Origin of the sequence: Melissospora conviva (genome assembly GCF_049523535.1) — a bacterium.
GTDB lineage: Bacteria > Actinomycetota > Actinomycetes > Mycobacteriales > Micromonosporaceae > Melissospora > Melissospora conviva.
Genome location: NZ_JBLLDT010000002.1, coordinates 643,345 through 666,085, shown reverse-complemented (window position 1 = coordinate 666,085; position 22,741 = coordinate 643,345). Strand labels below are relative to the sequence as shown.

The 22,741-nt window shown below is 72.9% G+C and carries 25 protein-coding genes; 24 read left to right on the top strand and 1 reads right to left on the bottom strand.

Features of this window, described 5'->3' with window-relative positions; translation table 11 throughout:
• The first annotated feature begins 225 nt into the window (after positions 1 to 225).
• From ACK8GG_RS08095 to ACK8GG_RS08015, 17 genes are all read left to right on the top strand, one after another.
• Entirely contained in the window at positions 226 to 1,629 is a 1,404-nt protein-coding gene (locus ACK8GG_RS08095; protein WP_440354998.1) for an FtsW/RodA/SpoVE family cell cycle protein, read from the top strand.
• Positions 1,629 to 2,735 (top strand): undecaprenyldiphospho-muramoylpentapeptide beta-N-acetylglucosaminyltransferase, encoded by a 1,107-nt coding sequence (gene murG, locus ACK8GG_RS08090; RefSeq protein WP_440354764.1) that lies wholly within the window; start codon positions 1,629 to 1,631, stop codon positions 2,733 to 2,735. The genes ACK8GG_RS08095 and murG overlap by 1 nt, the downstream gene beginning before the upstream one ends.
• Positions 2,736 to 2,766: 31 nt before the next feature.
• Positions 2,767 to 4,233 (top strand): UDP-N-acetylmuramate--L-alanine ligase, encoded by a 1,467-nt coding sequence (gene murC, locus ACK8GG_RS08085; RefSeq protein WP_440354763.1) that lies wholly within the window; start codon positions 2,767 to 2,769, stop codon positions 4,231 to 4,233.
• Entirely contained in the window at positions 4,230 to 5,063 is an 834-nt protein-coding gene (locus ACK8GG_RS08080) for a cell division protein FtsQ/DivIB (protein ID WP_440355945.1), read from the top strand. The genes murC and ACK8GG_RS08080 overlap by 4 nt, the downstream gene beginning before the upstream one ends.
• 244 nt (positions 5,064 to 5,307) lie before the next feature.
• Complete coding sequence (gene ftsZ, locus ACK8GG_RS08075) at positions 5,308 to 6,432, top strand: cell division protein FtsZ (protein ID WP_440354761.1); 1,125 nt, start codon at positions 5,308 to 5,310, stop codon at positions 6,430 to 6,432.
• A gap of 10 nt (positions 6,433 to 6,442) precedes the next feature.
• The gene (locus tag ACK8GG_RS08070) at positions 6,443 to 7,189 is read left to right on the top strand and encodes a YggS family pyridoxal phosphate-dependent enzyme (protein ID WP_440354760.1); all 747 of its coding nucleotides are present in this window, start codon (positions 6,443 to 6,445) and stop codon (positions 7,187 to 7,189) included.
• Positions 7,190 to 7,384: 195 nt separating this feature from the next.
• Entirely contained in the window at positions 7,385 to 8,092 is a 708-nt protein-coding gene (locus ACK8GG_RS08065) for a cell division protein SepF (protein WP_440350389.1), read from the top strand.
• 28 nt (positions 8,093 to 8,120) lie between these two features.
• The gene (locus ACK8GG_RS08060) at positions 8,121 to 8,420 is read left to right on the top strand and encodes a YggT family protein (protein WP_440350388.1); all 300 of its coding nucleotides are present in this window, start codon (positions 8,121 to 8,123) and stop codon (positions 8,418 to 8,420) included.
• Between the two features lie 52 nt (positions 8,421 to 8,472).
• Positions 8,473 to 9,288, top strand: coding sequence for a DivIVA domain-containing protein (locus ACK8GG_RS08055; RefSeq protein WP_440350387.1), 816 nt, complete (start codon positions 8,473 to 8,475; stop codon positions 9,286 to 9,288).
• A 49-nt stretch (positions 9,289 to 9,337) separates the two neighbouring features.
• Positions 9,338 to 9,907 (top strand): hypothetical protein, encoded by a 570-nt coding sequence (locus tag ACK8GG_RS08050; protein ID WP_440355944.1) that lies wholly within the window; start codon positions 9,338 to 9,340, stop codon positions 9,905 to 9,907.
• Between the two features lie 39 nt (positions 9,908 to 9,946).
• Positions 9,947 to 10,234: a DUF167 domain-containing protein gene (locus tag ACK8GG_RS08045; protein WP_440350385.1), complete on the top strand. Its 288-nt coding sequence runs from the start codon at positions 9,947 to 9,949 to the stop codon at positions 10,232 to 10,234.
• 313 nt (positions 10,235 to 10,547) lie between these two features.
• Positions 10,548 to 10,970: a TraR/DksA family transcriptional regulator gene (locus ACK8GG_RS08040; RefSeq protein WP_440350384.1), complete on the top strand. Its 423-nt coding sequence runs from the start codon at positions 10,548 to 10,550 to the stop codon at positions 10,968 to 10,970.
• A gap of 62 nt (positions 10,971 to 11,032) precedes the next feature.
• The gene (gene lspA / locus ACK8GG_RS08035; protein ID WP_440355943.1) at positions 11,033 to 11,632 is read left to right on the top strand and encodes a signal peptidase II; all 600 of its coding nucleotides are present in this window, start codon (positions 11,033 to 11,035) and stop codon (positions 11,630 to 11,632) included.
• Positions 11,629 to 12,567 (top strand): RluA family pseudouridine synthase, encoded by a 939-nt coding sequence (locus tag ACK8GG_RS08030; RefSeq protein WP_440350382.1) that lies wholly within the window; start codon positions 11,629 to 11,631, stop codon positions 12,565 to 12,567. Before lspA ends, ACK8GG_RS08030 begins: the two co-directional genes overlap by 4 nt.
• A gap of 15 nt (positions 12,568 to 12,582) precedes the next feature.
• Complete coding sequence (locus ACK8GG_RS08025) at positions 12,583 to 13,641, top strand: hypothetical protein (protein ID WP_440354758.1); 1,059 nt, start codon at positions 12,583 to 12,585, stop codon at positions 13,639 to 13,641.
• A gap of 775 nt (positions 13,642 to 14,416) precedes the next feature.
• The gene (locus ACK8GG_RS08020; RefSeq protein ID WP_440356084.1) at positions 14,417 to 15,895 is read left to right on the top strand and encodes a MinD/ParA family ATP-binding protein; all 1,479 of its coding nucleotides are present in this window, start codon (positions 14,417 to 14,419) and stop codon (positions 15,893 to 15,895) included.
• A 58-nt stretch (positions 15,896 to 15,953) separates the two neighbouring features.
• Positions 15,954 to 16,886 (top strand): DUF2567 domain-containing protein, encoded by a 933-nt coding sequence (locus ACK8GG_RS08015; RefSeq protein ID WP_440350380.1) that lies wholly within the window; start codon positions 15,954 to 15,956, stop codon positions 16,884 to 16,886.
• Here the strand turns inward: ACK8GG_RS08015 and ACK8GG_RS08010 are convergent.
• Positions 16,801 to 17,493: an LON peptidase substrate-binding domain-containing protein gene (locus tag ACK8GG_RS08010; RefSeq protein WP_440355942.1), complete on the bottom strand. Its 693-nt coding sequence runs from the start codon at positions 17,491 to 17,493 to the stop codon at positions 16,801 to 16,803. The two genes, ACK8GG_RS08015 and ACK8GG_RS08010, sit on opposite strands and share 86 nt — an antisense overlap.
• Before the next feature lie 131 nt (positions 17,494 to 17,624).
• On the opposite strand from ACK8GG_RS08010, the gene hisD reads away from it, so the two are divergent.
• From hisD to priA, 7 genes are read left to right on the top strand one after another with little or no spacing between them, the layout of a single operon-like run.
• Entirely contained in the window at positions 17,625 to 18,938 is a 1,314-nt protein-coding gene (hisD, locus tag ACK8GG_RS08005; RefSeq protein WP_440355941.1) for a histidinol dehydrogenase, read from the top strand.
• Positions 18,935 to 20,005, top strand: a complete 1,071-nt coding sequence (locus tag ACK8GG_RS08000) for a histidinol-phosphate transaminase (RefSeq protein WP_440350377.1) — start codon at positions 18,935 to 18,937, stop codon at positions 20,003 to 20,005. Before hisD ends, ACK8GG_RS08000 begins: the two co-directional genes overlap by 4 nt.
• Before the next feature lie 43 nt (positions 20,006 to 20,048).
• Complete coding sequence (gene hisB / locus ACK8GG_RS07995; RefSeq protein WP_440350376.1) at positions 20,049 to 20,660, top strand: imidazoleglycerol-phosphate dehydratase HisB; 612 nt, start codon at positions 20,049 to 20,051, stop codon at positions 20,658 to 20,660.
• Entirely contained in the window at positions 20,660 to 20,830 is a 171-nt protein-coding gene (locus tag ACK8GG_RS07990) for a CG2302 family histidine operon protein (RefSeq protein ID WP_440350375.1), read from the top strand. Before hisB ends, ACK8GG_RS07990 begins: the two co-directional genes overlap by 1 nt.
• Entirely contained in the window at positions 20,830 to 21,450 is a 621-nt protein-coding gene (hisH, locus tag ACK8GG_RS07985; RefSeq protein WP_440350374.1) for an imidazole glycerol phosphate synthase subunit HisH, read from the top strand. Before ACK8GG_RS07990 ends, hisH begins: the two co-directional genes overlap by 1 nt.
• 34 nt (positions 21,451 to 21,484) lie before the next feature.
• Positions 21,485 to 21,811 carry a hypothetical protein gene (locus ACK8GG_RS07980; protein WP_440355940.1) on the top strand — a complete coding sequence of 109 codons (327 nt, stop codon included), beginning with the start codon at positions 21,485 to 21,487 and terminating at the stop codon, positions 21,809 to 21,811.
• A 14-nt stretch (positions 21,812 to 21,825) separates the two neighbouring features.
• Complete coding sequence (gene priA / locus ACK8GG_RS07975; RefSeq protein WP_440350372.1) at positions 21,826 to 22,551, top strand: bifunctional 1-(5-phosphoribosyl)-5-((5-phosphoribosylamino)methylideneamino)imidazole-4-carboxamide isomerase/phosphoribosylanthranilate isomerase PriA; 726 nt, start codon at positions 21,826 to 21,828, stop codon at positions 22,549 to 22,551.
• Positions 22,552 to 22,741: the final 190 nt, after the last annotated feature.

Here is a 22,741-nt window from a genome sequence, read left to right as displayed (position 1 = left end):
GGTGGCCCGGCCCGTCTGGCGGCCCGGCCGACACGCCGCGAACCTCGCGGCGTCGGCGGGCGCCGGGCAGGGAATGATGGCCGGATGGGGGAGGAACGGGACGACCAGGGCATGACGGCACAGCGGCGTGATGTTCGTGGCGGGAAGGCACGGGTGCCCGACGAGCCGCCGCGCGCCGCCGAGCCGGCGGCGCCGAGCCGCCGGCTGCGTGATCCGGCGGCGGGCCTGGCGCTGCTGCGGGGCCTGCTCGCCCGCCCGCTCGCCTCGTACTACCTGCTGATCTCCAGCTCCGCGCTACTGCTGATCATCGGCCTGACGATGGTCTTCTCCGCCACCAGCCTGCGGGAGTTCGCCACCGGCGGCAACGCCTTCGCCGCCCTGACCAAGCAGGCGATCTTCGCCGCGATCGGCCTGGTCGCCTTCTGGGCCTGTCAGCGGCTGCCCGCCCGGACGTACCGGGCACTGGGACAGCCGCTGCTGCTGGTCTCGCTGGCGCTGCTGGGGCTCCTCAACGCCATGGTGGTGCTGGAGAGCTTCAGTGACGGCGACGTCAGCATCGGGCCGATCCGGGCGAACCTGAACTGGCTGCATCTGGGCCCCATCCAGCTGCAGCCCGCCGAGCTGGCCAAGTTCGCCCTGGTGCTCTGGGGCGCGGACCTGCTGGCTCGCAAGGGCGCCAAGCTCGGCTGGTGGCGCGAGCTGGCGACGCCGCTCTTCCCGGGGGTGGTGCTGCTCTGCGTCCTGGTCGGCTACAACGACCTCGGCACGATGCTCTGCCTGCTGGCGGTGGTGGTGGGGCTGCTCTGGGCGGCCGGGGTGCGGCTGCGGGTCTTCGCCGGCCTGTCGATGGCCGCCCTGCTCGGGGTCGGCCTGCTGATCGCCGCCGCCTCCCTGGGCGCCGGTTCGGGTGCGAAGGGCGCGGAGAACTACCGGTTCAAGCGCCTCACCTCCTTTCTCACCACGCCCAGCCAGGAGGAGTGCTGGGGTGACAGCCTCCAGCTCTGCCAGGCCCGCGACGCGATCGACAACGGCGGGTGGTTCGGGGCCGGCCTCGGCAAGGGCGGCGCCAAGTGGAACTGGCTGCCCGAGGCGCACAACGACTTCATCTTCGCCGTCATCGCCGAGGAACTCGGCGTTGTCGGCTCGGTGGTGGTGCTGACCCTCTTCGCGGTGCTGACCTACACCGGGCTGCGTATCGCCCGTCGGGTGCACGACCCGTTCCGCCGGCTCGCCGCGGCCGGTGTGACGACCTGGCTGGTCAGCCAGGCGGTGATCAACATCGGTGGTGTCGTCGGTCTGCTGCCGATCACCGGCGTCCCGTTGCCCTTCATCTCCGACGGTGGCAGCGCCCTGGTCGTCACGCTCGCCGCGGTGGGCATGCTCGCCTCCTTCGCCCGCGCCGAGCCCGACGCGGCCCGGGCCCTGCACGCCCGTCCGCCGGCCCGGTGGGTCCGACTACTCTGGGCCCCGTTGCCGCCGTTGCCGCCGGCCCGGCGCCGGAAAGGGCAGCCGGAAGGGGGAAAGGTCGGGCCCCGATCGGGAATGCGGCGCAGCGACGAGGCTTCTGCCACCCGCGGCGACCGCGTCACCAGGATCGGCTCCGGTTCGGCGAAGGAGAGGAGACGCTGATGGCCCCGTTGCGCTCGGTGGTACTCGCCGGCGGCGGCACCGGAGGGCACATCTACCCGCTGCTCGCCTTCGCCGACTGTCTGCGTCGGCACGACCCCGATGTCCGGATCACCTGCCTCGGCACCCCACGCGGGCTGGAGAACGAGCTGATCCCGCCACAGGGCTACGATCTGCGGCCGATCCCGGCGTACCAGCTGCCCCGGTCGGTCAACATGAACCTGCTGCGCACCCCGGACCGGATGTGGACCGCCGCCCGCGCTGCCGGCCGGGTCCTCGACGAGGTCCGCGCCGAGGTGGTGGTCGGCTTCGGTGGCTACGTCTCGGTCCCGGCCTACCTCGCCGCGTGGCGGCGCGGTCTGCCGATCGTCATCCACGAGGTGAACGTGCCACCTGGGGTGGCCAACCGGCTCGGCATGAAGATGTCCGGGAAGGTGGCGGTCGGCTTCCCGCACCAACCGGAGCAGTCCGAACTGCTGCGCGACGCCCGGGTCGTCGGGGTGCCACTGCGCCGGGCGATCGCCGGCCTGGACCGCGACGCCGCGCGGGAGGCCGCCCGCCGGCACTTCGGCCTGCGCCCGGAGCTGCCCACCCTCTTCGTCGCCGGCGGCTCGCAGGGTGCCCGGTCGATCAACCTGGCCGTCGCCGGCGCGGCCAAGGCCCTGGCCGCCGCCGGCATCCAGGTGCTGCACGTCATCGGGGCCCGCAACGAGCCGGTGCCGGTCCCGGTCGACCTGCCGGTGCCCTACGTCACGCTGCCGTACCTGTCGCAGATGGAACTGGGCTACGCGGCGGCGGACCTGATGCTCGCCCGCGGCGGGGCGATGACCTGCGCGGAGGTGGCCGCGGTCGGGCTGCCGGCGATCTACGTGCCCTATCCGCACAGCAACCAGGAGCAGAAGCGCAACGCCCTGCCGGTCGTGCAGGCCGGTGGCGGGCTGCTGGTCGACGACGCCGAGCTGACGTCGGACTGGATCGAGGAGAACGTCATCGGGCTCGTCCGGGACCCGCGGCGGCTCGCCGCGATGGCCTCGGCCGCAGCCGCATACGGCCGCCGTGACGGCGACGAGGCGTTGCTCGACTTCGTATACGAGGCGGTGCGCCGGTGACCGGCCGTGCCGCGAATGGAAGGTACAACCTATGAACACCGCACAGTTCACCCCGGCCGGCACGCTGACCGCCGAGGACCTGGGTGCCGTGCACCTGATCGGCATCGGCGGGGTCGGCATGAGTGGCCTGGCCCGGCTGCTGCTGACCCGGGGGATCCGGGTCTCCGGCAGCGAGCTGCGCAACTGGCCGTCGCTGGCCGGGCTGCGGGCGCTGGGCGGCACGATCCACATGGCCCACGACGTGGCGAACCTCGACGGCGTGGACACCGTCGTCTACTCCACGGCGATCCCCGCGGACCACGTCGAGCTGGCCGAGGCGCGCCGGCGTGGGCTGCGGGTGCTGCACCGCTCGGAGGCGCTGGCCGCGACGATGACCGGCCGCAAGACCATCGCGATCTCCGGCACGCACGGCAAGACCACCACGACCTCGATGGTCACGCTGATCTTCCAGCAGGCCGGGGTGGACCCCTCCTTCGTCATCGGCGGGGAGATCTCCGAGGCCGGGTCGAACGCCCACCACGGCAGCGGCGAGTACTTCGTCGCCGAGGCCGATGAGAGCGACCGTTCCTTCCTGCTCTACCGGCCGTACGTCTCGATCATCACCAACATCGACGAGGATCACCTCAACACCTACGGCGACTACGCAAACCTGGCGGCGACCTTCGCCGACTTCGCCCGGCTGACCGACCCGGAGGGGTTCGTGGTCGTCTGCGCCGACAACCCCGGGACCCGGGAGCTGGCGGTGCAGCTGCGCAGCGAAGGACGGCGGGTCTACACCTACGGCGAGGCCGCCGACGCCGACCTGCGGCTGACCGATGTCGCCTCCTCCGCCCGGGGCGTGCACTACCTGGCCACGGTCGACGGCACGTCGCTGGGAGAGATGCGACTGCCGGTTCCCGGGCGTCACCTCGGCCTCAACAGCGCGGCGGCGGTGCTGACCGCGTACCACCTGGGGTTGCCGGTGGAGGCGGCCCGCAGCGCGCTGGCCGCCTTCCCCGGCGTGCGGCGCCGCTTCGAGCGCAAGGGCAGTGTCGAGGACATCACCGTCTACGACGAGTACGCCTACCATCCGACCTCGATGACCGCTGCGCTGCGAACCATGCGCGAGGTGGCCGGCGACGGCCGGCTGCTGGTGGTCTTCCAGCCGTACCGGGTCTACCGCACCCGGGATCTGCACGCCGAACTCGCCGCCGCGCTCGGTCTCGCCGACGAGGTGCTGATGCTGGAGGTCTTCGGGCCGGGGGAGGAGCGCGGGCCGGGCGAGGGCGGCGCTGCCCTGCTCGACTCGGTCGACCTCCCCGCGGGCTGCAAGGTCTTCCTGCCGTCCTTCGACGACGTCGCCGCCGAGGTGGTGCGCAGGGCCCGCCCCGGTGACGTGGTGCTGACGATGGGCGCCCCGCCGATCTCGCTGCTCGGCGACGAGCTGCTGGAGGCGCTGGCCCGGGAGGCCGCTACGCGTGCCGCCGCGGCCGGCGGTACCGACTCCCCGTCGCGATGACGCCGGGGCGCCCGCGCGGCCGCACCCGTGCCGGTGAGGGCGGCGCCGCGCCCGGTGGGCGGGCCGACCGGACCGGCGCCGGGCGCTGGAAACTGGTCCGGGCCGGCAACGACGCCGTGCCGCCGTCGGTGCGCCGCTTCATGCAGCGGGCACGGCGGCGGCGGATGCGTGCCGCGCTGCCGTGGGCGGTCGGCGCCGGGGTGGTGGCCCTCGCGGGCGTGCTGGCCTGGGTGCTGCTCGGCACCGGGGTCTTCGCGGTGACGCGGGTCCAGGTGACGGGCGCCGAGCTGGTGACCCCGGCCCGGGTGCGCGAGGCCGCGGCGGTGCCGGCCGGTACGCCGCTGGCCCGGGTCGATCTCACCGACGTCGCGGCGCGGATCGGGACGCTTCCCGAGGTGGAGCGGGCCGAGGTCGGTCGTGACTGGCCGGACACCCTGACGGTACGGGTGATCGAGCGCACTCCGCTGGCGGTGGTCCCCGGCGAGGACGGCTTCCGGGTGATCGACGCCGCCGGTGTCGTGTTCCGCACCGTGGCGCAGGCTCCGGAGGGGTTGCCCGTCGTCCGGCTGGCGGAACCCGGCCCGGACGATCCTGAGACCGATGCCGCGGTGGAGGTGCTGACCGCGCTCACTCCCGAGCTGCGCGCCGAGCTGGTCGAGATCACGGTGACGGGGCTGGCCGGGATCAGGTTGCGGCTGGCCGGGGAGCGCACTGTCGTGTGGGGAGACGCAACCTCGAGTCCGGTCAAGGCGGCGGTCGCCACGGAACTGCTGAAGCGGGAGGGGACCATGATCGACGTGAGCGTCCCCGATGTCGTTACGATCCGTTGAGACCATCAGTGCCTGATCCGGCCGGTCCGGTCCGGATTGGGTTCAGCGCGGCGACACGCCGACGGCGGTCCTTGGCTCTCGCCGTGGCGGCGCATACGTTGCCCGAAGAGGATCAGTAGTTGACATAAGTCAAAGCCTCTAGTAGAGGGTGAGGGTTTACCCCTTCGCTCTTCCGGCCGAAGCGTTGTCAACTGGCCGAGCCGGCGCGATCGGCGGCGCCAATCTCGAAGGGAAAGGACTGGCGATGACACCTCCGCACAACTACCTGGCGGTCATCAAGGTCGTCGGCATCGGTGGCGGCGGCGTCAATGCCGTCAACCGGATGATCGAGGTTGGACTCAAGGGCGTCGAGTTCATCGCGATCAACACCGATGCGCAGGCGTTGCTGATGAGCGACGCCGACGTGAAACTCGATGTCGGGCGGGAGCTGACCCGAGGGCTTGGCGCCGGCGCCAATCCCGATGTCGGCAAGAACGCCGCCGAGGACCACCGCGACGAGATCGAGGAGGTGCTCAAGGGCGCCGACATGGTCTTCGTCACCTGTGGCGAGGGCGGCGGCACCGGCACCGGTGGCGCGCCGGTGGTGGCGAACATCGCCCGTAAGCTCGGCGCGCTCACCATCGGTGTGGTCACCCGCCCGTTCTCCTTCGAGGGCAAGCGGCGTCAGGTGCAGGCCGAGGCGGGAATAGAGGAGCTGCGCAATCAGTGCGACACCCTCATCGTGATCCCGAACGACCGGCTGCTGGCCCTCGGTGACCGGGGTATCAGCATGATGGACGCGTTCCGTCAGGCCGACCAGGTGCTTCTCTCCGGTGTGCAGGGCATCACCGACCTGATCACCACCCCGGGTCTGATCAACCTCGACTTCGCCGACGTCAAGAGCGTGATGAGCGGGGCCGGCAGCGCCCTGATGGGCATCGGCAGCGCCCGCGGCGAGAACCGTGCGGTCGAGGCGGCCGAAGCGGCGATCTCCAGCCCTCTGCTGGAGCAGAGCATGGACGGTGCCCGCGGCGTGCTGCTCTCCATCGCGGGTGGATCCGACCTCGGTCTGTTCGAGATCAACGACGCCGCGCAGCTGGTCACCGATGCGGCGCACCCGGACGCGAACATCATCTTCGGCGCGGTCATCGACGACGCGCTCGGCGACGAGGTCCGGGTTACCGTGATCGCCGCCGGCTTCGACGGCGGCACGCCGTCCTACAAGGCCGCCGAACCGTCGCGCAAGGCCACGTCGGTGAGCGGGTCCGGCGGTTCGGGTTCCGCGGCGACAGCCCCGGCGCAGGCGACCGCCTACCCGCCGAACCAGCCCAGCTCGCGGGTGCCCTTCGACGATGTGGACATTCCCGACTTCCTCAAGAATGGCTCCTGAGCGACGAGCCATGGACGACGCGACGACGGCCCGGCACGACCGCCGGGCCGAACTGGCTGCCGGGCTGGCCCAGGTGCGGGCCCGCATCGCCGACGCCTGCGCGGCGGCGGGGCGGGACCGCACCGAGGTGTCGATGATCGCGGTGACCAAGACGTACCCGGCGGCGGACGTGCTCCTGCTGACCGGGCTCGGGGTGACCGACGTGGGGGAGAACCGCGACCAGGAGGCGGCGCCCAAGGCCGCGGAGGTGGCGGCGGCCGGAGCGACGCCGCGCTGGCACTTCATCGGCCGGTTGCAGCGCAACAAGTGCCGTTCGGTGGTCCGGTACGCCGACGCGGTGCATTCGGTCGACAGCGTGCGGCTGACCCGCGCGCTCGCCGCCGCCGCAGAGCGGGAGCGGGAGCGTCCACTCGACGTGCTGGTGCAGGTGAGTCTGGACGGTGACGTCGAACGCGGCGGCGCGGTGGCCGACGGGGACGCGTCCCCGGAGCAGAGCCTGGACCGGGTGGCTGCCGAGGTGGCCGGGGCCGGGCCGCTGCGGCTGGCCGGCCTGATGGCGGTGGCGCCGCTGGACTGGGAGCCGGCGCGAGCCTTCGCCCGGCTGGCCGCGCTCGCCGCGGCGTTGCGCGCCGACTATCCGGAGGCCACGGCGATCTCGGCGGGGATGAGCGGGGATCTCGAGGTCGCGATCGCCCACGGCGCGACACACGTCCGTGTCGGCAGCGCGTTACTCGGAAAGCGTCACTCGCTGCGGTAGCCTCATCGCGTATCAGCAAACTACATCGGTGTTGTTCGGACGGTCGTCCCGATGGCGACCACCGGTTGGTCGTGACGAACAGTCGTTCGATCTTCAGGAGTGACTGGACCGGCCGATGGGTAGAGGCAGTGCCGATCCCCGTGCTCGCCGGCGCGGGTACGGGGGCGTATGCCGCAGGTGGACGGAGGGGCGCGGATGGGTGCACTGCGCAAGGCCGGTGTCTGGCTCGGCCTGGTCGAGGACGAGGAAGACCGGGGCTACGACGACGGTGGGTACGAGAAGGGTGGCTACCGCGAGTCGCGGTACCGCCAGAGCCGATACCGCGACGAGTTCGCCGATGAGGACGAGGACGACGCCGAGGAGCCGCCGGCTCGACGGCTGCGCTCCGGTGACCGGGGCCGGCTGACCGATCGCGGAGTCTCCCGGGCCGCCGCCCTCGACGACGACGGCGACGACGAGCGGCCGGAGCACGTGGAGCGCGAGCACCGCTCGAGTGTGCGCTCCATCACCCGCACCTCCGGTTCGGAGAGCTCCGCTGGGCTGAGCTACCCCACCCGCGACAGTCTGGCCCTGGCCCCGCAGGTCCAGGTCCGCGAGCGGGTCGCCACCGTCGAGGAGGAGCAGCGGTACCAGATCACCACGCTGCACCCCACGACGTACCGGGAGGCGCGCACGATCGGCGAGCACTTCCGCGACGGCACCCCCGTGATCATCAACCTCACCGAGATGGAGGAGGCGGACGCCCGGCGCCTGGTCGACTTCGCCGCCGGGCTGGCCTTCGGACTTCGGGGTACGATCGAGCGGGTGACCAACCGGGTGTTCCTGCTCTCGCCGGCCAATGTCCAGGTCACCGCTGAGGACAAGGCCAAGATCGCCGAGGGCGGGTTCTTCAGCCTGAGTTGACCGCCCCGAGCAAGGGAACGCGCCTACCGTGTTGTCGATCGTGCTACAGGTCCTGTATCTGGTCGTCTATGTGTTCTTGCTGGTCCTGCTCTCCCGATTCGTCCTGGGAGCCGTTCTTCAGTACGGTCGGCGCTGGGAGCCGGGGCGCGCCGCGGCGGCGGGATTGGAAGTCGTGTGGAGCGTCACTGATCCCCCTCTCAAGGCGTTGAGGCGAGTGATCCCACCGTTGCGAATTGGTACCGTGAGCATCGACCTGGCTTCCCTTGTGCTCCTGGTTATCCTGTTCGTGCTGATGCAGTTCGTGTTACAGCGGTTGATCACGGGATGATGATCCGGTGGTCCAGCTCGATACGCGGCCGCAACTGACCCGAGGAGTTTCGATGCCGCTGACACCGGCTGACGTGCATAACGTCGCCTTCAAGAAACCGCCGATCGGCAAGCGGGGGTACGACGAGGAGGAGGTCGACGCCTTCCTGGACGAGGTAGAGCGCGAGCTCGCCCGTCTGATCGAGGAGAACAACGAGCTGCGCGCCCAGGTGGAGCGGGGCGGACGGGGCGGCGCTCCTGCCGGTCCCGGCGCCGACCCGCGCCTGGCGGCGGAGCTGAACGACGTCAAGGCCCAGCTGGACCGGGTGCAGCGCGAGAAGGCGCAGGCCGAGCAGGCAGCGCGCGCGATGCAGGCGGAGCTGGAGCAGTCGCGTTCGCAGGGTCCCGCCGCCGGCGGCGCCGACGGTGAGCAGCAGGCGCTGCGGGTGCTCATGATGGCCCAGCGCACCGCCGACGACCACCTCTCCGACGCCCGGCGTGAGGCCGACCAGCTGCTCGATGAGGCTCGTGCCAAGGCGGAGGAGGTCACCCGCGAGGCGCGCGCCAAGGCCGACGCGCTGGACCGGGACGCCCGCCAGCGGCACCAGGAGGCGATGGGCGGCCTGGACGCCAAGCGTACGGCGCTGCAGAAGCACATCGAGGAGCTCAAGCAGTTCGAGCGTGAGTACCGCACCCGGCTCAAGTCCTACCTGGAGTCGCAGCTGCGCGACCTCGATGGTCGTGGACAGGGCGTCGAGGCGGAGCTCAACCGCGGCGAGAGCAACCGCCCGGTCACCGGCGCGGGCGCGGGCAGTGGCCTCGCCGCTGCCGGTCTGGCCGGTTCCTACGGCGGGGGCAGCCGCTCCAGCGCCCTGGAAGCGAATCGCTGATCCTGGGTTCGTGAGCGCCTGAACCGAAGCGACGCGGCGGGGGTGAGCAGTGATAGTGGTAAGTCTGCTGCTCATCCTTGTCGCGGTCGCCCTGCTGGTGCTCGGTCTCACGGCCGGCTCCAGCCTGCTGCTGACCAGTTCGATCGCGGCGAGTCTGCTCGCCGCGGTGGCCCTGATGGTGGGTGCCCGCCAGGCATCCGCGGCCCGGGCCGGCGGGAGGAAGACCCGCGCCGGACGCGACGGGCGGGGCACTGGCGCAACCCACCGGGACACGGCCACCGCCTCGGCGCGGCGTGACCCCGAAAGAAGCACAACCGAAGCCGGTGAGAACGGGTGGCGGCAACCGCCCGGCTCGCCGGCTTCCGGCGTTGGCGGCCTCTTCGCCGACGAGCCGCCGGCCCAGCCGGTGCAGCCGACGGACCTGCGCCGGCTGGCCGGCCTGGAGACCGCGGTCCACGTCATGGACGGTCGTCCCCGCTACCACCTGGCCGACTGCCGTCATCTGCGGGACCGGCCAGCCGAGACGCTGACGGTCGCCGAGGCCGTCGGGTTGGGTTTCTCGCCCTGTGGCTGGTGCCGCCCCGTGACGGCGCTCCTCGCCGAGCAACGGCCGGTCTGAGGGGTGGCCAGGAAGGGCGCGCCCGGGCCGGGCGCAGGTGTGACCGTCGCCGTCCGGGTCAAGCCCGGTGCGTCCCGTACCCGGGTCGGAGGCGGCTTCGAGGGCGGTCACGGCCCGGCGCTGGTGATCGCGGTGCAGGCCCCGGCGGTGGACGGCCGGGCGACGGAGGCCGCCCGGCGGGCGCTGGCCGAGGCGTTGGGTCTGCGGCCCGCTGCGGTGTCGTTGCGCCGCGGCGCCACCAGTCGCGACAAGCTCTTCCTGGTCGAGCCGGCGCCGCCGGATCTGCCCGCCCGGCTGGCTCGGCTCCGTGCGGGAGCCGACGACTGAGCGTCCTGCCGCGGCGGTGTGGGTCCTTGGCCGAGGTGCCGACGACTGAATCCGTTTCTGCCCGGTCAAGGGCGGGTCCTGTCCGGCATTCCTCTGCTAGCGTGGCTTTTGCCCGAAATCGGGGCATGTGTAGAGGGTCGGCTACGGTACGTCGGCACGGTGTGTTGTCGCGGACCTCTACGTTCCGTATTCTTGCCAATCTCTGGAGTGCGCAGCCGACCGGCTGCGCGCCCCTTTTGTACCAGGTCGCCAGGATCCGGCGGCCGTCGTCGGATGTCAACGATCGCCGCAGGCGCGGTGCGAGGGAGCGACCATGGCCAAGCCAGTCGAGACCAGGACCGCCGGCCGCAAGCCGGCCGCCGCGAAGGTCACCCGCAGCGCTGCCGAGACCGAGAAGATCCGCGCAGCGCTGGCGGCCCGGTACGACGAACTGCGGGCCGAGTACGATCAGACGCTGAGCGAGATCACCGAGCTGCAGCGCGACCGGTTGACCGACTCCGCCGGGGACGACCAGGCGGACACCGGCACCAAGACCTTCGAGCGCGAGCAGGAGATCTCTCTCGCCAACAGCATCCTGGAACGGATCACGCAGGTGGAACGGGCGCTGGAGCGGCTGGACGAGGGTGGCTACGGCTGGTGCGAACGGTGCAGCACGCCGATCCCCGTCGAGCGGCTTGCCGCCTTCCCGTCGGCCACTCTCTGCGTGACCTGCAAGCAGCTGGAGGAGCGGCGCTGAGGTGACTCCTCCGGCGCCCGCGGTGACCACAGGTTGCACCGCACGACGTCGATGGGGAGCAGATGACCGCAGCACGGCCCGTGGAGGAGACGATCGGCAGAGGCGCAGGCCCGCGCCGCGTACGCAGGGCGGTCATCGTGCTCGGCCTCGTCGCGTTGGTGTCCTACCTCGCCGACCTGGGGACCAAGCAGCTCGCCCTGACCAACCTCGAGGGCCGGGAGCCGATCCGGTTGCTCGGCGGGGCGGTCCATCTGACCCTGACCTTCAACAGCGGGGCAGCGTTCGGCCTCGGCGCGGACTACACCTGGATCTTCTCGGTCATCACCATCGCCGTGATCGGCTGGATCGGCTGGATGGCCCTGCGGCTGCGTTCGGTGCCGTGGGCTGTCTCGCTCGGTCTGGTCCTCGGCGGCGCGCTGGGCAACCTGACCGACCGTCTCTTCCGTGACCCCGGACCCTTCGTCGGGCACGTCGTGGACATGATCAGCCTCTTCGACCCGTACGGGCAGGTCTGGCCGATCTTCAATCTCGCCGACAGCTCCCTCGTGGCGGGTGTGCTGCTGGCGGTGCTGCTGGAATTCACCGGCCGCCGGCACGACGGCACCCGTTCGACCGACGCGGTCGCGAAGACCGACCACGCCCCCACGGAGGAGTCCGCATGAGCTCGCTGACCGGCGACACCCGGAGCCTTCCGGTTCCCGACGGCCTCGACGGGATGCGCCTGGACCAGGCCGTCTCGCGGCTGTTCGGGCTCTCGCGTACCGTCGCCGCCGCCCTGGTCGAGGCCGGGGACGCGCTTGTCGACGGCGTCCCACGCGGCAAGTCCGACAAGGTCAGCGGCGGCTCCTGGCTGGAGGTGACCCTGCCCGCCCCGCCGGCGCCGGTCACCGTGGTGCCGCAGGCCGTGCCCGGACTGCGGGTCGTCTACGCCGACGACGACATCGTGGTGGTGGACAAGCCCGTCGGCGTCGCCGCGCACCCCAGCCCCGGCTGGACCGGGCCGACGGTGATCGGCGGGCTCGCCGCCGTAGGGCACACCATCGCCACCAGTGGTGCGGCCGAACGGCAGGGCGTCGTGCACCGCCTCGACGTCGGCACCACGGGCATCATGGTGGTGGCCAAGAGCGAGACCGCCTACAGCGCGCTCAAGCGGGCCTTCAAGTTCCGTGAGGTGGAGAAGCGGTATCACGCCGTGGTGCAGGGCCACCTCGATCCGCTGCGCGGCACCATCGACGCGCCGATCGACCGGCACCCGCACCACGACTACCGCTGGGCGGTGGTCTCCGGCGGCAAGCCGAGCATCACCCACTACGACACGATGGAGGCGTTCCCGGCGGCGAGCCTGGTCGACGTACGGCTGGAGACCGGACGCACCCACCAGATCCGGGTGCACTTCTCCACCCTGCGGCACCCCTGTGTCGGTGATCTGACCTACGGCGCCGATCCCACCCTCTCCGCGCGGGTCGGCCTCGCCCGTCAGTGGCTGCACGCGCACTCGTTGAGTTTCGTCCACCCCCGAACGGGGGACGAGGTCAGCTTCGTCAGCGATTACCCTGACGATCTGGAGCGGGCACTGAGAGTGCTGCGCGACTACTGACGAGGAGGGGCCGCCTTGGCGCTGGGCGATTCCCTGAGGCGGCTCGACCGATGGTTGCTGCCGCCGATCGCCCGGGCCCTGCTCCGTGTCGGCCACGGTCCGGTGCGCCTGCGCGCGCTGAGCACGGTCGCGCTCTTCTGCGCCGTGGTCGGGGCGGTGACCGCCGCCTGGGCCGTCGACCGCCCCGCCACCGGTGAGCTGACGCTGCCGCAGATGGCCGTGGTCGGCGTCCTGGAAGGGGAGCCGGTGGCCGGCTACCTGGCTGCCGCCGACGCTGAGCTCGCCCGGCTCGCCGCCGACACCGGGCCCGGCTCCGACGAGCCGACGTACGCCCTGGTCACGTTCTCGGCCTACCTCGGCGCGGACCGGCTGCGGTCGGTGCTCGGCGAGGTGCCGGTGGCCGAGGCGTTCGCCCGGGTCAATCTGCCCGGCCGGGAGGCCGCCAATCTGCGCCTGCGGGCGTTACGGGACGCCGGGGACCTGACTCCGGCGATGCGGGAGGCCGCCGAGCGCAGACAGCGGGAGGCGGCCGGGTACCGCGCACGGGCCGGCACCGAGCGCGCGGCTGGGCAGCGCCGGACGTACGAGCAGCAGGCGGTCGCCGCGGAGGCGGAGGCGCTCGCCTACCGGTCGGGATGCTCCTGCGTCTACGCAGTGGTGATCCGCGCGACCCCGCGACTGCTGCAGGACATCGCGGGACGCGCCGCGGTCCGGGCCGTCGACCCTGCGCCGGAGGTGTGGAATCTGGACCGGGCGGTCTTCTCCCCGCCGTTGCCCGAGCAGACCGACCGGGCGGCCGCGCAACGCGGGCGCGAACCGCGGGCGGGCAAGCGGTTGGGCGCCCCGGCGGGAGAGCCCGGGCGCAGGCCTGACCCGATCCCGTCGTCGTCGGCCGGCACTCCGGGCCCCGCGCACTCCCCGCCCACTGCACCGACGCGCTCCGCCGTGCCGAACGAATCCGTCAGCCCCGGTGGACCGGTCACGCCGGAGGTTCCACCTGCCACACCGGACGGCGTCGACGACACACCGCAACCGCTGCCCACCGCCGCGCAGGAATCCGCGCAGCCGGGGTGACCGGGCCGGCGCTCGCTCCCCGGCCCGTGCCGCGATTGCTGTCCAGAGCGAAATATTTTGTGCCGTCGGCCGGGTCGGCGACCCACTGCCGGCGCTGCCCTCGGGCGGGTCCGGTGCCGCTCGGATGTTTCCGCAGGCCTCGGCCATCGGACCGGAGCGGACCCCGATCCCTTGAAGATCATCCGATTCCCGGTGATATCACCCGGGTATCGATCGGTGGGGATAGCGGTGTGCACCACGGAAGGTGGCCCAAATAGGGTTGCTTTCGTAGCCTGTCAGGGCGACACCGACGGCGCTGGGAGGGCGAGCTGTGGACGGCAGCGAGACCGGCTGGGACCGGAGCGCGGAACCGGCCCCGCGGTGGCGCACGCTGCTGGACCGGGCGCGCCTCGGCTCGCGCGGCCAGGACCGGGGCGACGACCAGCACCGCGGGGCTCCGGAGCCCGCCGACGAGGCGCCCGCGCCCCGGGCCATCGGCTACTCCGGGCGGGCCTCCATCGGCTACCCCGCCGAGGCGGACCAGGAGCCGGACCGGTGGCCCCGCTCCGGACGGGAGTACGGCGCCGGCTACGGCTACCGGCCCGAGGAGGGCCACGGCGCCGACCCCGCCCCCCGGCCGCCCTACGGCGGGCAGACGCGGGCGTCGCGAGCGGTCCCCGGCGCCGACCCGGCATCGGGCTACAGTCCGGATCGGACGGCACGCGGCGGCTACGGCGCCGATCCGTCCGTGGGCTACGGCGCCGATCCGTCCATGGGCTACGGCGCCGATCCGTCCATGGGCTACGGCGCCGATCCGGCGGCGGGCTACGGGGACCTTTCCGCGCCGCGCGGTGGTTACGGCACCGAGCCGGCCTCCGGTTACGACCGCGCGGGCGTCGACGAGTACGACAGTGGCGCGGAGTTCTCGTCGCGCGGCTACGGTTCGTCCCGCTACGCCGAACTCGGCAGCCTCTCCGACGGCTACCGCGACCCGGAGCCGGAGCCACCGGGCGTCTCCGTCGACCGCTACTCCCGGTCGGCGGCGCCGGAGCCGGCGGACCTCTCCGTCGACCGCTTCGCCCGGCCTTTGACGCCGGAGCCGCCGGGCGCAGCCGTGAATCGTCACACCCGGCCGGCGGTGGCTGCACCACAGCCGCCGGGCATCCCCGATGACCGCTACGCCCGGCCGCCGGCACCCGCGCCCCGCTCCGAGCCGGACCCCGCCGAGTCCCGGTACTCGCTACTGGATCGCGGCTACCCGCCACAGGAGCCGCCCCTGCCGTCGCGCTACGCCCTGCTCGACACCGGCTATCAGCCCGAACCCGCCTACCGCGCCGCCTATCCGACCGCGCCGCAGCAGCCGCCGGGGTTGCCGCCGGCCCCGGCGCCGGCGCCGGTCGCCGCCGCCTATCCGGTGCGCACCCGGGCCCGCCGCCCGGAGCCGGAACCCGAGCCGAAGCAGAGCGGGGAGGTGCAGCAGGCGACCGAGACGCTGCGCCGGGACCTCGGCAGGCCGCAGGTGCTGGCCTTCGCCAATCCCAAGGGCGGGGTGCACAAGACCACCGCGACGGTGCTGGCCGCGGCCACCATCGGCAGTGTGCGCGGACGTGGTGTGCTGGCCTGGGACGACAACGAACTGCGCGGCACCCTGGGACTGCGGGCCGGTAGCGCCCGGCACGCCCGGACCATCCGCCACCTCGTCAGTGACCTGGCCACCGTGGAGATCCGCAACGGCGCCGACCTCAACGACTGCCTCGACCAGTACCTGCGGCATGCCGCGGACGGCTCCTACGACGTCCTCGCCGGCGAGGAGAGCCCGCGCTTCGCCGAACGCCTCGACCAGCACACGGTCGGCCGCGTGATCGAGCTGCTGCGCCGCACCCACGAGGTGATCTGCGTCGACACCGGCAACAACGTGGAGAGTGCCAACTGGCGGGCGGTGATGCAGGCGGCCGACCAGCTCGTGCTCACCACCGTGCCGCGCGAGGACGCCGCTTTCAGCGGCGACTGGATGCTGGAGGTGCTGCACGAGGTCGGGCTCGGCGACCTCGCCGACAACGCGGTCACCCTCATCTCCTGTCCGACACCGGGGCGGTCGCCGTTGCAGGACGACCTCGAGCGGCACTTTGCCGGCCGGACCCGGGCCGTGGCGGTGGTGCCGTACGACCCGGCGCTGGAGGCCGGTTCCTCCATCGAGTACCAGAACCTTCAGCCGGGCACCCGGGACGCCTGGCTCAAGGCCGCTGCCACCATGCTGGAGCCCTACACCAGCTGAGGCGCCGGGTTCACCAGGTGCCCCCACGGCCCCGGCGGCAGCCTGAGAGGATCGGCGGGTGACCGAGCCCCACTCCGTACCCGACCGTTTCGCCGATCGCGGCCTGCCCGGCGCGGACGCACCCGCGGCGCCCCCGTCGCGGCGTGCCGCGCTGCTGTCCAGGGGGGCCCTGCTGGCCGGCGTGATCGCGCTCGGCGTGCCGCTGGGTCTGCTCTGGGCGGTCGTCGCCCCCGAGATTCCGGTCCTCAAGACCACCGACTGCGGTACGGCTTCGCCGAGTGAGTGCGTCGTGGTGCCGAGCGCCCAGCCGGAGCAGTTCATCGCGGCCGACGGCTGGTTCGGGCTGCTCGGGCTCGTCTTCGGGGTGCTGGCCGCGATCGCCGGCTGGCTGCTGCTGCGCCGGCACCGGGGCCCGGTGACCCTGCTCGTGGTGGTGCTCGGCTGTCTCGGCGCGGCACTGCTCGCCTGGCGGGTCGGTCGGCAGGTCGGGCTGGAGGAGTTCGGGCAGCTGCTGGCCGCGAGCAGGCCGGGGGACACCTTCACCAAGCCCGCCGACCTGCGCGCCGGCGGGCTGACCTGGCTCTACGCGGGTGAGATCCCTGGTCTGCGCAGCGGTATCCCGGTCTTCACCGGGGTGGTGCTGCTGCCGGCGTTCGGGGCCGCGGTGATGTACACCCTGCTCGCCGGCTGGTCGCGCTGGCCGTCGTTGACGCCCGAGCCGGAGTGGGGCGCCGGCTCCGGCTGGACCGCGGAACCGCAGTGGGGTGCCGGTCCGCAGTGGGACACGGGCTCGCAGTGGGGTGCCGGGCCGGGGTCACCGGGAGCGCCGGAGGGCGGCGCGCCGTCGTCCGCGCAGCCGAGCGCCGGGCCGGCGTCCTCCGACGGACCCGGCGAAGGCCCCGGTCTCAGTTCGGACTCGACGTCACGCCCAGCTCCGCCAACGGCACCGGAACGGCCCGGACCTGACGCAGCAGGGCCGTCTCCCGGTTGAGCAGCCGCAGCTCGGCGCGGAGCCGGGCGGCGGTGCCGGTGAGCGCGAGCAGCCGCTGCCGCTCCGGCAGGGTCAGCGCGGCCGTGGCCGCCACCAGGTGCGACAGCACCGTCGGGTCGTCGGGAAGCTGCTCGGAGATCTCCTCGGCCTCGCCGGGGCGGATCAGCGCGAGGTACTGCCGGAAGACCGCCAGGACCCGCGGGGCGAGACGGTCGGCCTGCTCGTCGGTCCCGTCGCCCTCGGGCAGCCACTGCACCCGAGCGGTCAGGTACGGCGTACCGGCGTCGAGCAGCTCTTCGATGCGGAACCGGCGGCGGCCGACGGTCACCAGGTCGAAGCCGCCGTCGGTCAGCTCTGTCACCTGGCGCAGTTCGGCGCTGCATCCGATCTCGTAGAGGCTCACCCCGCCGTGGTCGGCCGCGCCCGGCGGCGCGACCTCCCAGCCCTGCCGCAGGGCGACCACACCGAACTCCCGCGGCGGGTCGCCGGGGAGCGCCATCAGGTCGCGGGTGAGGGCGCGGTAACGCTCCTCGAAGACGTGCAGGGGCAGGACCAGACCGGGGAAGAGGACGGTCCCGAGCGGGAAGAGCGGCAACCGGGCACTCACCCTGCGAGGGTATCCGGCGTCCGCGCGGTCGGCAGGCCCGCAGGTGTCCGGTGGGCGGCGTGGCTGGGGTCACCGTCCCGCACCGTGGCCGCGCGCCGTCCGGACACGCCGCGCCGCCTAGACTCGCAGGAGTGTTGAACCGGATCGACCTGCGCGGCGGCGTCTCCGACGTCCGCCGACTGCTGCCCCGCGCCCAGCTCGACGTCTCCGTGGCGGTCGAGAAGATCGCTCCCGTCGTCGAGGCGGTGCGGGAGCATGGCTTCGCCGCGATCCGGGAGGCGACCGAGCGCTTCGACGGCGTGCGCCTGGCCGAGCTGCGGGTGCCCGCCGAGGCGATCGCCGCCGCCGAGCGGGAACTCGACCCCGACGTACGCGCCGCGCTGACCGAGTCCATCACCCGGGCCAGGAAGGTGCATGGCGACCAGCGCCGCGCCGACCACACCACCCAGGTGGTGCACGGCGGCACGGTGACCGAGCGCTGGATCCCGGTCGACCGGGTCGGGCTCTACGTGCCCGGCGGTCTGGCCATGTACCCCTCGACCGTGGTCATGAACGTCGTCCCCGCGCAGGTGGCCGGGGTCCGCTCGCTGGTCGTGGTGAGCCCGCCCCAGCAGGAGAACGGCGGACTGCCCGACGCGCGGGTGCTGGCCGCCTGCGGGCTGCTCGGGGTCGAGGAGGTCTACGCCGTCGGCGGGGCCCAGGCGGTGGCGATGCTCGCCTACGGCGCCGGCACCGACGCCCAGGGACGCGGTCACTGCGCCCCGGTCGACATGATCACCGGGCCGGGCAACATCTGGGTGACGGCGGCCAAGCGGCTGCTGCGCGGCGTCGTCGGCATCGATGCCGAGGCCGGACCGACCGAGATCGCCATCCTCGCCGACGACACCGCCGACCCGGTGCACGTCGCGGCGGACCTGATCAGCCAGGCCGAGCACGACCCGCTGGCCGCCAGCGTCCTGGTCACCCCGTCGGTGGCGCTGGTCGAGGCGGTCGAGGCGGAGCTGACCCGGCAGGTCGCGGCGACCAAGCACACCGAGCGGGTCACCACCGCCCTCAGCGGCCGGCAGAGCGGCGCCGTGCTCGTCGACGACCTGGAAGCCGGGCTGCGGGTGGTCGACGCGTACGCCGCGGAGCACCTGGAGATCCAGACCCGCGACGCACGGCAGTGGGCGATGCGGGTCCGCAGCGCCGGTGCCATCTTCGTCGGGGCGTACGCGCCGGTCTCGCTCGGCGACTACTGCGCCGGCTCCAATCACGTGCTGCCCACCGGTGGCTGCGCCCGGCACTCCTCCGGCCTGTCGGTGCAGTCGTTCCTGCGCGGCGTGCACCTGATCGAGTACACCGAGCAGGCGCTGCGCGAGGTGGCCGGGCACGTGGTGACCCTGGCCAATGTGGAGGACCTGCCCGCGCACGGGCAGGCGGTGCAGGCGAGGTTCGGCCGATGAGCGCGCTGTCGGACCTCCCGCTGCGCGCGGACCTTGTCGGCCGCAGCCCGTACGGGGCGCCGCAGCTGGACGTGGCGGTGCGGCTGAACACCAACGAGAACTCCTATCCGGTGCCCGAGCCGGTGGTGGCGGCGATCGCCGACGCGGTCGCCGCGCAGCTGCGGGACCTCAACCGGTATCCGGATCGCGAGGCGGTGGCGCTGCGCGCGGACCTGGCCGCCTACCTCGGCCACGGACTGGGCGCCGACGGGGTCTGGGCGGCCAACGGTTCCAACGAGGTCCAGCAGCAGCTGCTGCAGGCTTTCGGTGGCCCCGGCCGGGTGGCGCTCGGCTTCACCCCGGGCTACTCGATGCACCCGCTGCTGGCGCTGGGCACCGGCACCCGTTGGGTCGGCGTGCCGCGTGGCGACGGCTTCGGGCTGACCGCCGACGAGGCGGTCGCCGCGGTGCGTGAACACGCCCCCGACCTGGTCTTCCTCTGCTCGCCGAACAACCCCACCGGCACCGCCCTCGACCCCGCGGTGGTGACCGCCGTGCTGGCCGTGGCGCCGGGCATGGTCGTGGTCGACGAGGCGTACGCGGAGTTCGCCCGGCCCGGCACCGTCAGCGCGCTGTCGCTGCTGCCGGCGCACCCGCGGCTGGTGGTGACCCGCACGATGAGCAAGGCCTTCGGCTTCGCCGGCGGGCGGCTCGGCTATCTGGCCGCCGCCCCGGCCGTGGTCGACGCGGTGCAGCTGGTCCGGCTGCCCTACCACCTCTCGGCGCTGACCCAGGCGGCGGCGCGCGCGGTGCTGGCCCACGCCGGTCTGCTGCTGGCCACCGTCGACGCGATCAAAGAGCAGCGGGACCGGATCGTCACCCGGTTGCGCGAACGGGGCCACCGGGTCGCCGACAGCGACGCGAACTTCGTCCTCTTCTCGGTCGGCGGCGATCAGGCGTCGGCCTGGCGAACCCTGCTCGACCACGGTGTGCTGGTCCGCGACGTCGGACTGCCCGGATGGCTGCGGGTCACCGCCGGCACCCCGGCCGAGACCGACGCCTTCCTGGCCGCAGTGGAGTCCCTGTGACCACCGCACACCGCATCTCCGACCAGCAACGAGAGGCACGATCATGAGCAGGACCGCCCGGGTGGAGCGCAACACCAAGGAGACCAAGGTCCTCATCGAGCTCGATCTCGACGGGACCGGCCGGGCCGAGATCAGCACCGGGGTCGGCTTCTACGACCACATGCTGCACCAGATCGCCCGGCACGGCGGCTTCGACCTGACCGTGCGTACCGAGGGCGATCTGGAGATCGACGCGCACCACACGATGGAGGACACCGCCCTCGCGCTCGGCGCCGCCTTCGACCAGGCGCTGGGGGACAAGGCGGGCATCCGCCGGTACGGCTCGGCGACGGTGCCGATGGACGAGGTGCTGGTCCGCGCCGCCGTCGATCTCTCCGGCCGGCCGTACGTGGTGCACGACGAGCCGCTGCTGGTGCCGTACATCGGAGGTGTCTACGCCACCAGCATGACCCGTCACATCTGGGAGTCCTTCGGCCACGCGGCCCGGATCACTCTGCACGTCGACGTGCTGCGTGCGGCGCGTCCCGGCGGGCACCCGGACGCCCACCACGTCGTGGAGGCGCAGTTCAAGGCGGTCTCCCGTGCGCTGCGCGAGGCGACCGCGATCGACCCGCGGGCGGCCGGCGTGATCCCGAGCACGAAGGGCGCCCTCTGATGGACAACATCCTGGCGGTGCTGCTGCTCGTTCTGGGCGGGATGCTCGTCGGTGGCGCCTTCTCGCTGCACCGGCAGGGCGCGGCCCGGGGCACCGTGGTGGTCGTCGCGGTGCTCGCGGTCCTCGCCACGGCCGGCGGGATCCTCTGGCTGCTGCCAGGGGAGGGCTGATGGCCCGCGTGGTGGTGCTCGACTACGGGTCGGGCAACCTGCGCTCGGCCGAGCGGGCGCTGGCCCGCGCCGGCGCGGACGTGACGGTGACGGCCGACCTGGACGCCGCCGCCGAGGCCGACGGGCTGGTGGTGCCGGGCGTCGGTGCCTTCGCCGCCTGCATGGCGGGCATCGCCGAGCTCGGCGCTGCCCCGGTGATCGCCGAACGGGTCGCGGCGAACCGGCCGGTGCTGGGCATCTGCGTCGGCATGCAGATCCTCTTCGAGTCCGGCCAGGAGCACGGTGTCGTCACCAAGGGCATCGGGCTGCTGCCCGGAGCGGTGACCCGGCTGCCCGCCACCCGGGTGCCGCACATGGGCTGGAACACCGTGCGGCCGGCGCCGGACTCGACGCTCTTCGCCGGTCTCGGCCCGGCCAGCCGCTTCTACTTCGTGCACTCCTACGCCGTGCTCGACGCCGAGACCCTGCGGGCCGAGGGTGCGCGGGTGACCACCGCGCGGCACGAGGCGGACTTCGTCGCCGGGGTGGAGCGGGGATCGCTGTCGGCGGCCCAGTTCCACCCGGAGAAGTCGGCCGAGACCGGCGCGGCGCTGCTGCGCAACTGGATGGCGACGCTGTGACCGCCCGGCGCCACGCCACGGTCGGCGCGGCGGCATGAGCAAGGAGCGCGCCCGCCGCAGGGCCGAACGCGAGGCCGTTGCCGAGCGGGAGCGGGCCGCACGCCGGCGGGTGGTACGTCGCCGGGAACGCCGGCGTGCGCTGCTGCGGCGGCTCACCCCGGCCTGGCCCTTCGGGCGTACCGGCCGGCTCTACGCCCGCCGCAGCCCCCGCCAGCGGGCCGCCATCGCCGCTTCGGTGGTCGTGGCGATCGGCGCGATCTGGTACCTCGTACCCGATCCGGCGCTGCGTCTGTTGCTGACACTGTTACTACTGCTCGGACTGCCGGTGATCATCGTGGTCACCCTGGACCGTCGGATCTGATCGAGGAGATCAAGTTGAGCCTCACCCTGCTTCCTGCCGTCGACGTCGCGGACGGTCAGGCCGTCCGCCTGGTCCAGGGCGCCGCCGGCAGCGAGACCACCTACGGAGATCCGCTGGAGGCGGCGCTGGCCTGGCAGCGCGACGGCGCCGAGTGGATCCACCTGGTCGACCTCGACGCGGCGTTCGGCCGCGGCTCCAACGCCGACCTGCTGGCCGACCTGGTCCGCCGTATCGACGTGAAGGTCGAACTCTCCGGTGGCATCCGCGATGACGAGTCGCTGCTCGCCGCGCTCGGCACCGGCGCGGCGCGGGTCAACGTCGGCACGGCGGCGCTGGAGAACCCGCGCTGGTGCGACCGGATCGTCGGTGAGTTCGGCGACCGGGTGGCGATCGGGCTGGACGTGCGCGGCCGTACGCTCTCGGCGCGCGGCTGGACCCGCGACGGCGGTGACCTCTTCGAGGTGCTCGACCGGCTGGACAAGGCCGGCGCGTCGCGTTACGTGGTCACCGACATCACCAAGGACGGCACGATGCGCGGGCCGAACCTGGAGCTGCTGCGCGAGGTCTGCGCCCGTACCGCCGCCCCGGTGGTCGCCTCCGGTGGTGTCTCCACTCTGGATGACCTGCGCGCGCTGGCGGAGCTGGAGCCGCTGGGCGTGGAGGGTGTCATCGCCGGCAAGGCGCTCTATGCGGGCGCGTTCACCGTGGCCGAGGCGCTGCAGGTGCTGCGCAGCGCCTGATCGGCCATCCGCACGTGGTCGTCAGCCGGATCGCCTCCCCGGAGGCGGTCCGGCTTTCTCGTGCCGGCCGGCCGATGTGGATGCTCGCCGAGGGTCGATGCCCGGCCGGTCGGCGGCAAATCGGCGACGACGGCGCAGACCGTCCCGTCCGATCGGTCTAGCGCGATGTCCTCCGGTCGGGCAGAATCGC

Bases quoted from the DNA above. Each gene is read 5' to 3' on its own strand.
- murG (WP_440354764.1), top strand. From the start codon at position 1,629: ATGGCCCCGTTGCGCTCGGTGGTACTCGCCGGCGGCGGCACCGGAGGG.
- murC (WP_440354763.1), top strand. From the start codon at position 2,767: ATGAACACCGCACAGTTCACCCCGGCCGGCACGCTGACCGCCGAGGAC.
- ACK8GG_RS08080 (WP_440355945.1), top strand. From the start codon at position 4,230: ATGACGCCGGGGCGCCCGCGCGGCCGCACCCGTGCCGGTGAGGGCGGC.
- ftsZ (WP_440354761.1), top strand. From the start codon at position 5,308: ATGACACCTCCGCACAACTACCTGGCGGTCATCAAGGTCGTCGGCATC.
- ACK8GG_RS08070 (WP_440354760.1), top strand. From the start codon at position 6,443: ATGGACGACGCGACGACGGCCCGGCACGACCGCCGGGCCGAACTGGCT.
- ACK8GG_RS08065 (WP_440350389.1), top strand. From the start codon at position 7,385: ATGGGTGCACTGCGCAAGGCCGGTGTCTGGCTCGGCCTGGTCGAGGAC.
- ACK8GG_RS08055 (WP_440350387.1), top strand. From the start codon at position 8,473: ATGCCGCTGACACCGGCTGACGTGCATAACGTCGCCTTCAAGAAACCG.
- ACK8GG_RS08040 (WP_440350384.1), top strand. From the start codon at position 10,548: ATGGCCAAGCCAGTCGAGACCAGGACCGCCGGCCGCAAGCCGGCCGCC.
- lspA (WP_440355943.1), top strand. From the start codon at position 11,033: ATGACCGCAGCACGGCCCGTGGAGGAGACGATCGGCAGAGGCGCAGGC.
- ACK8GG_RS08030 (WP_440350382.1), top strand. From the start codon at position 11,629: ATGAGCTCGCTGACCGGCGACACCCGGAGCCTTCCGGTTCCCGACGGC.
- ACK8GG_RS08020 (WP_440356084.1), top strand. From the start codon at position 14,417: ATGGGCTACGGCGCCGATCCGGCGGCGGGCTACGGGGACCTTTCCGCG.
- ACK8GG_RS08000 (WP_440350377.1), top strand. From the start codon at position 18,935: ATGAGCGCGCTGTCGGACCTCCCGCTGCGCGCGGACCTTGTCGGCCGC.
- hisB (WP_440350376.1), top strand. From the start codon at position 20,049: ATGAGCAGGACCGCCCGGGTGGAGCGCAACACCAAGGAGACCAAGGTC.
- ACK8GG_RS07990 (WP_440350375.1), top strand. From the start codon at position 20,660: ATGGACAACATCCTGGCGGTGCTGCTGCTCGTTCTGGGCGGGATGCTC.
- hisH (WP_440350374.1), top strand. From the start codon at position 20,830: ATGGCCCGCGTGGTGGTGCTCGACTACGGGTCGGGCAACCTGCGCTCG.
- ACK8GG_RS07980 (WP_440355940.1), top strand. From the start codon at position 21,485: ATGAGCAAGGAGCGCGCCCGCCGCAGGGCCGAACGCGAGGCCGTTGCC.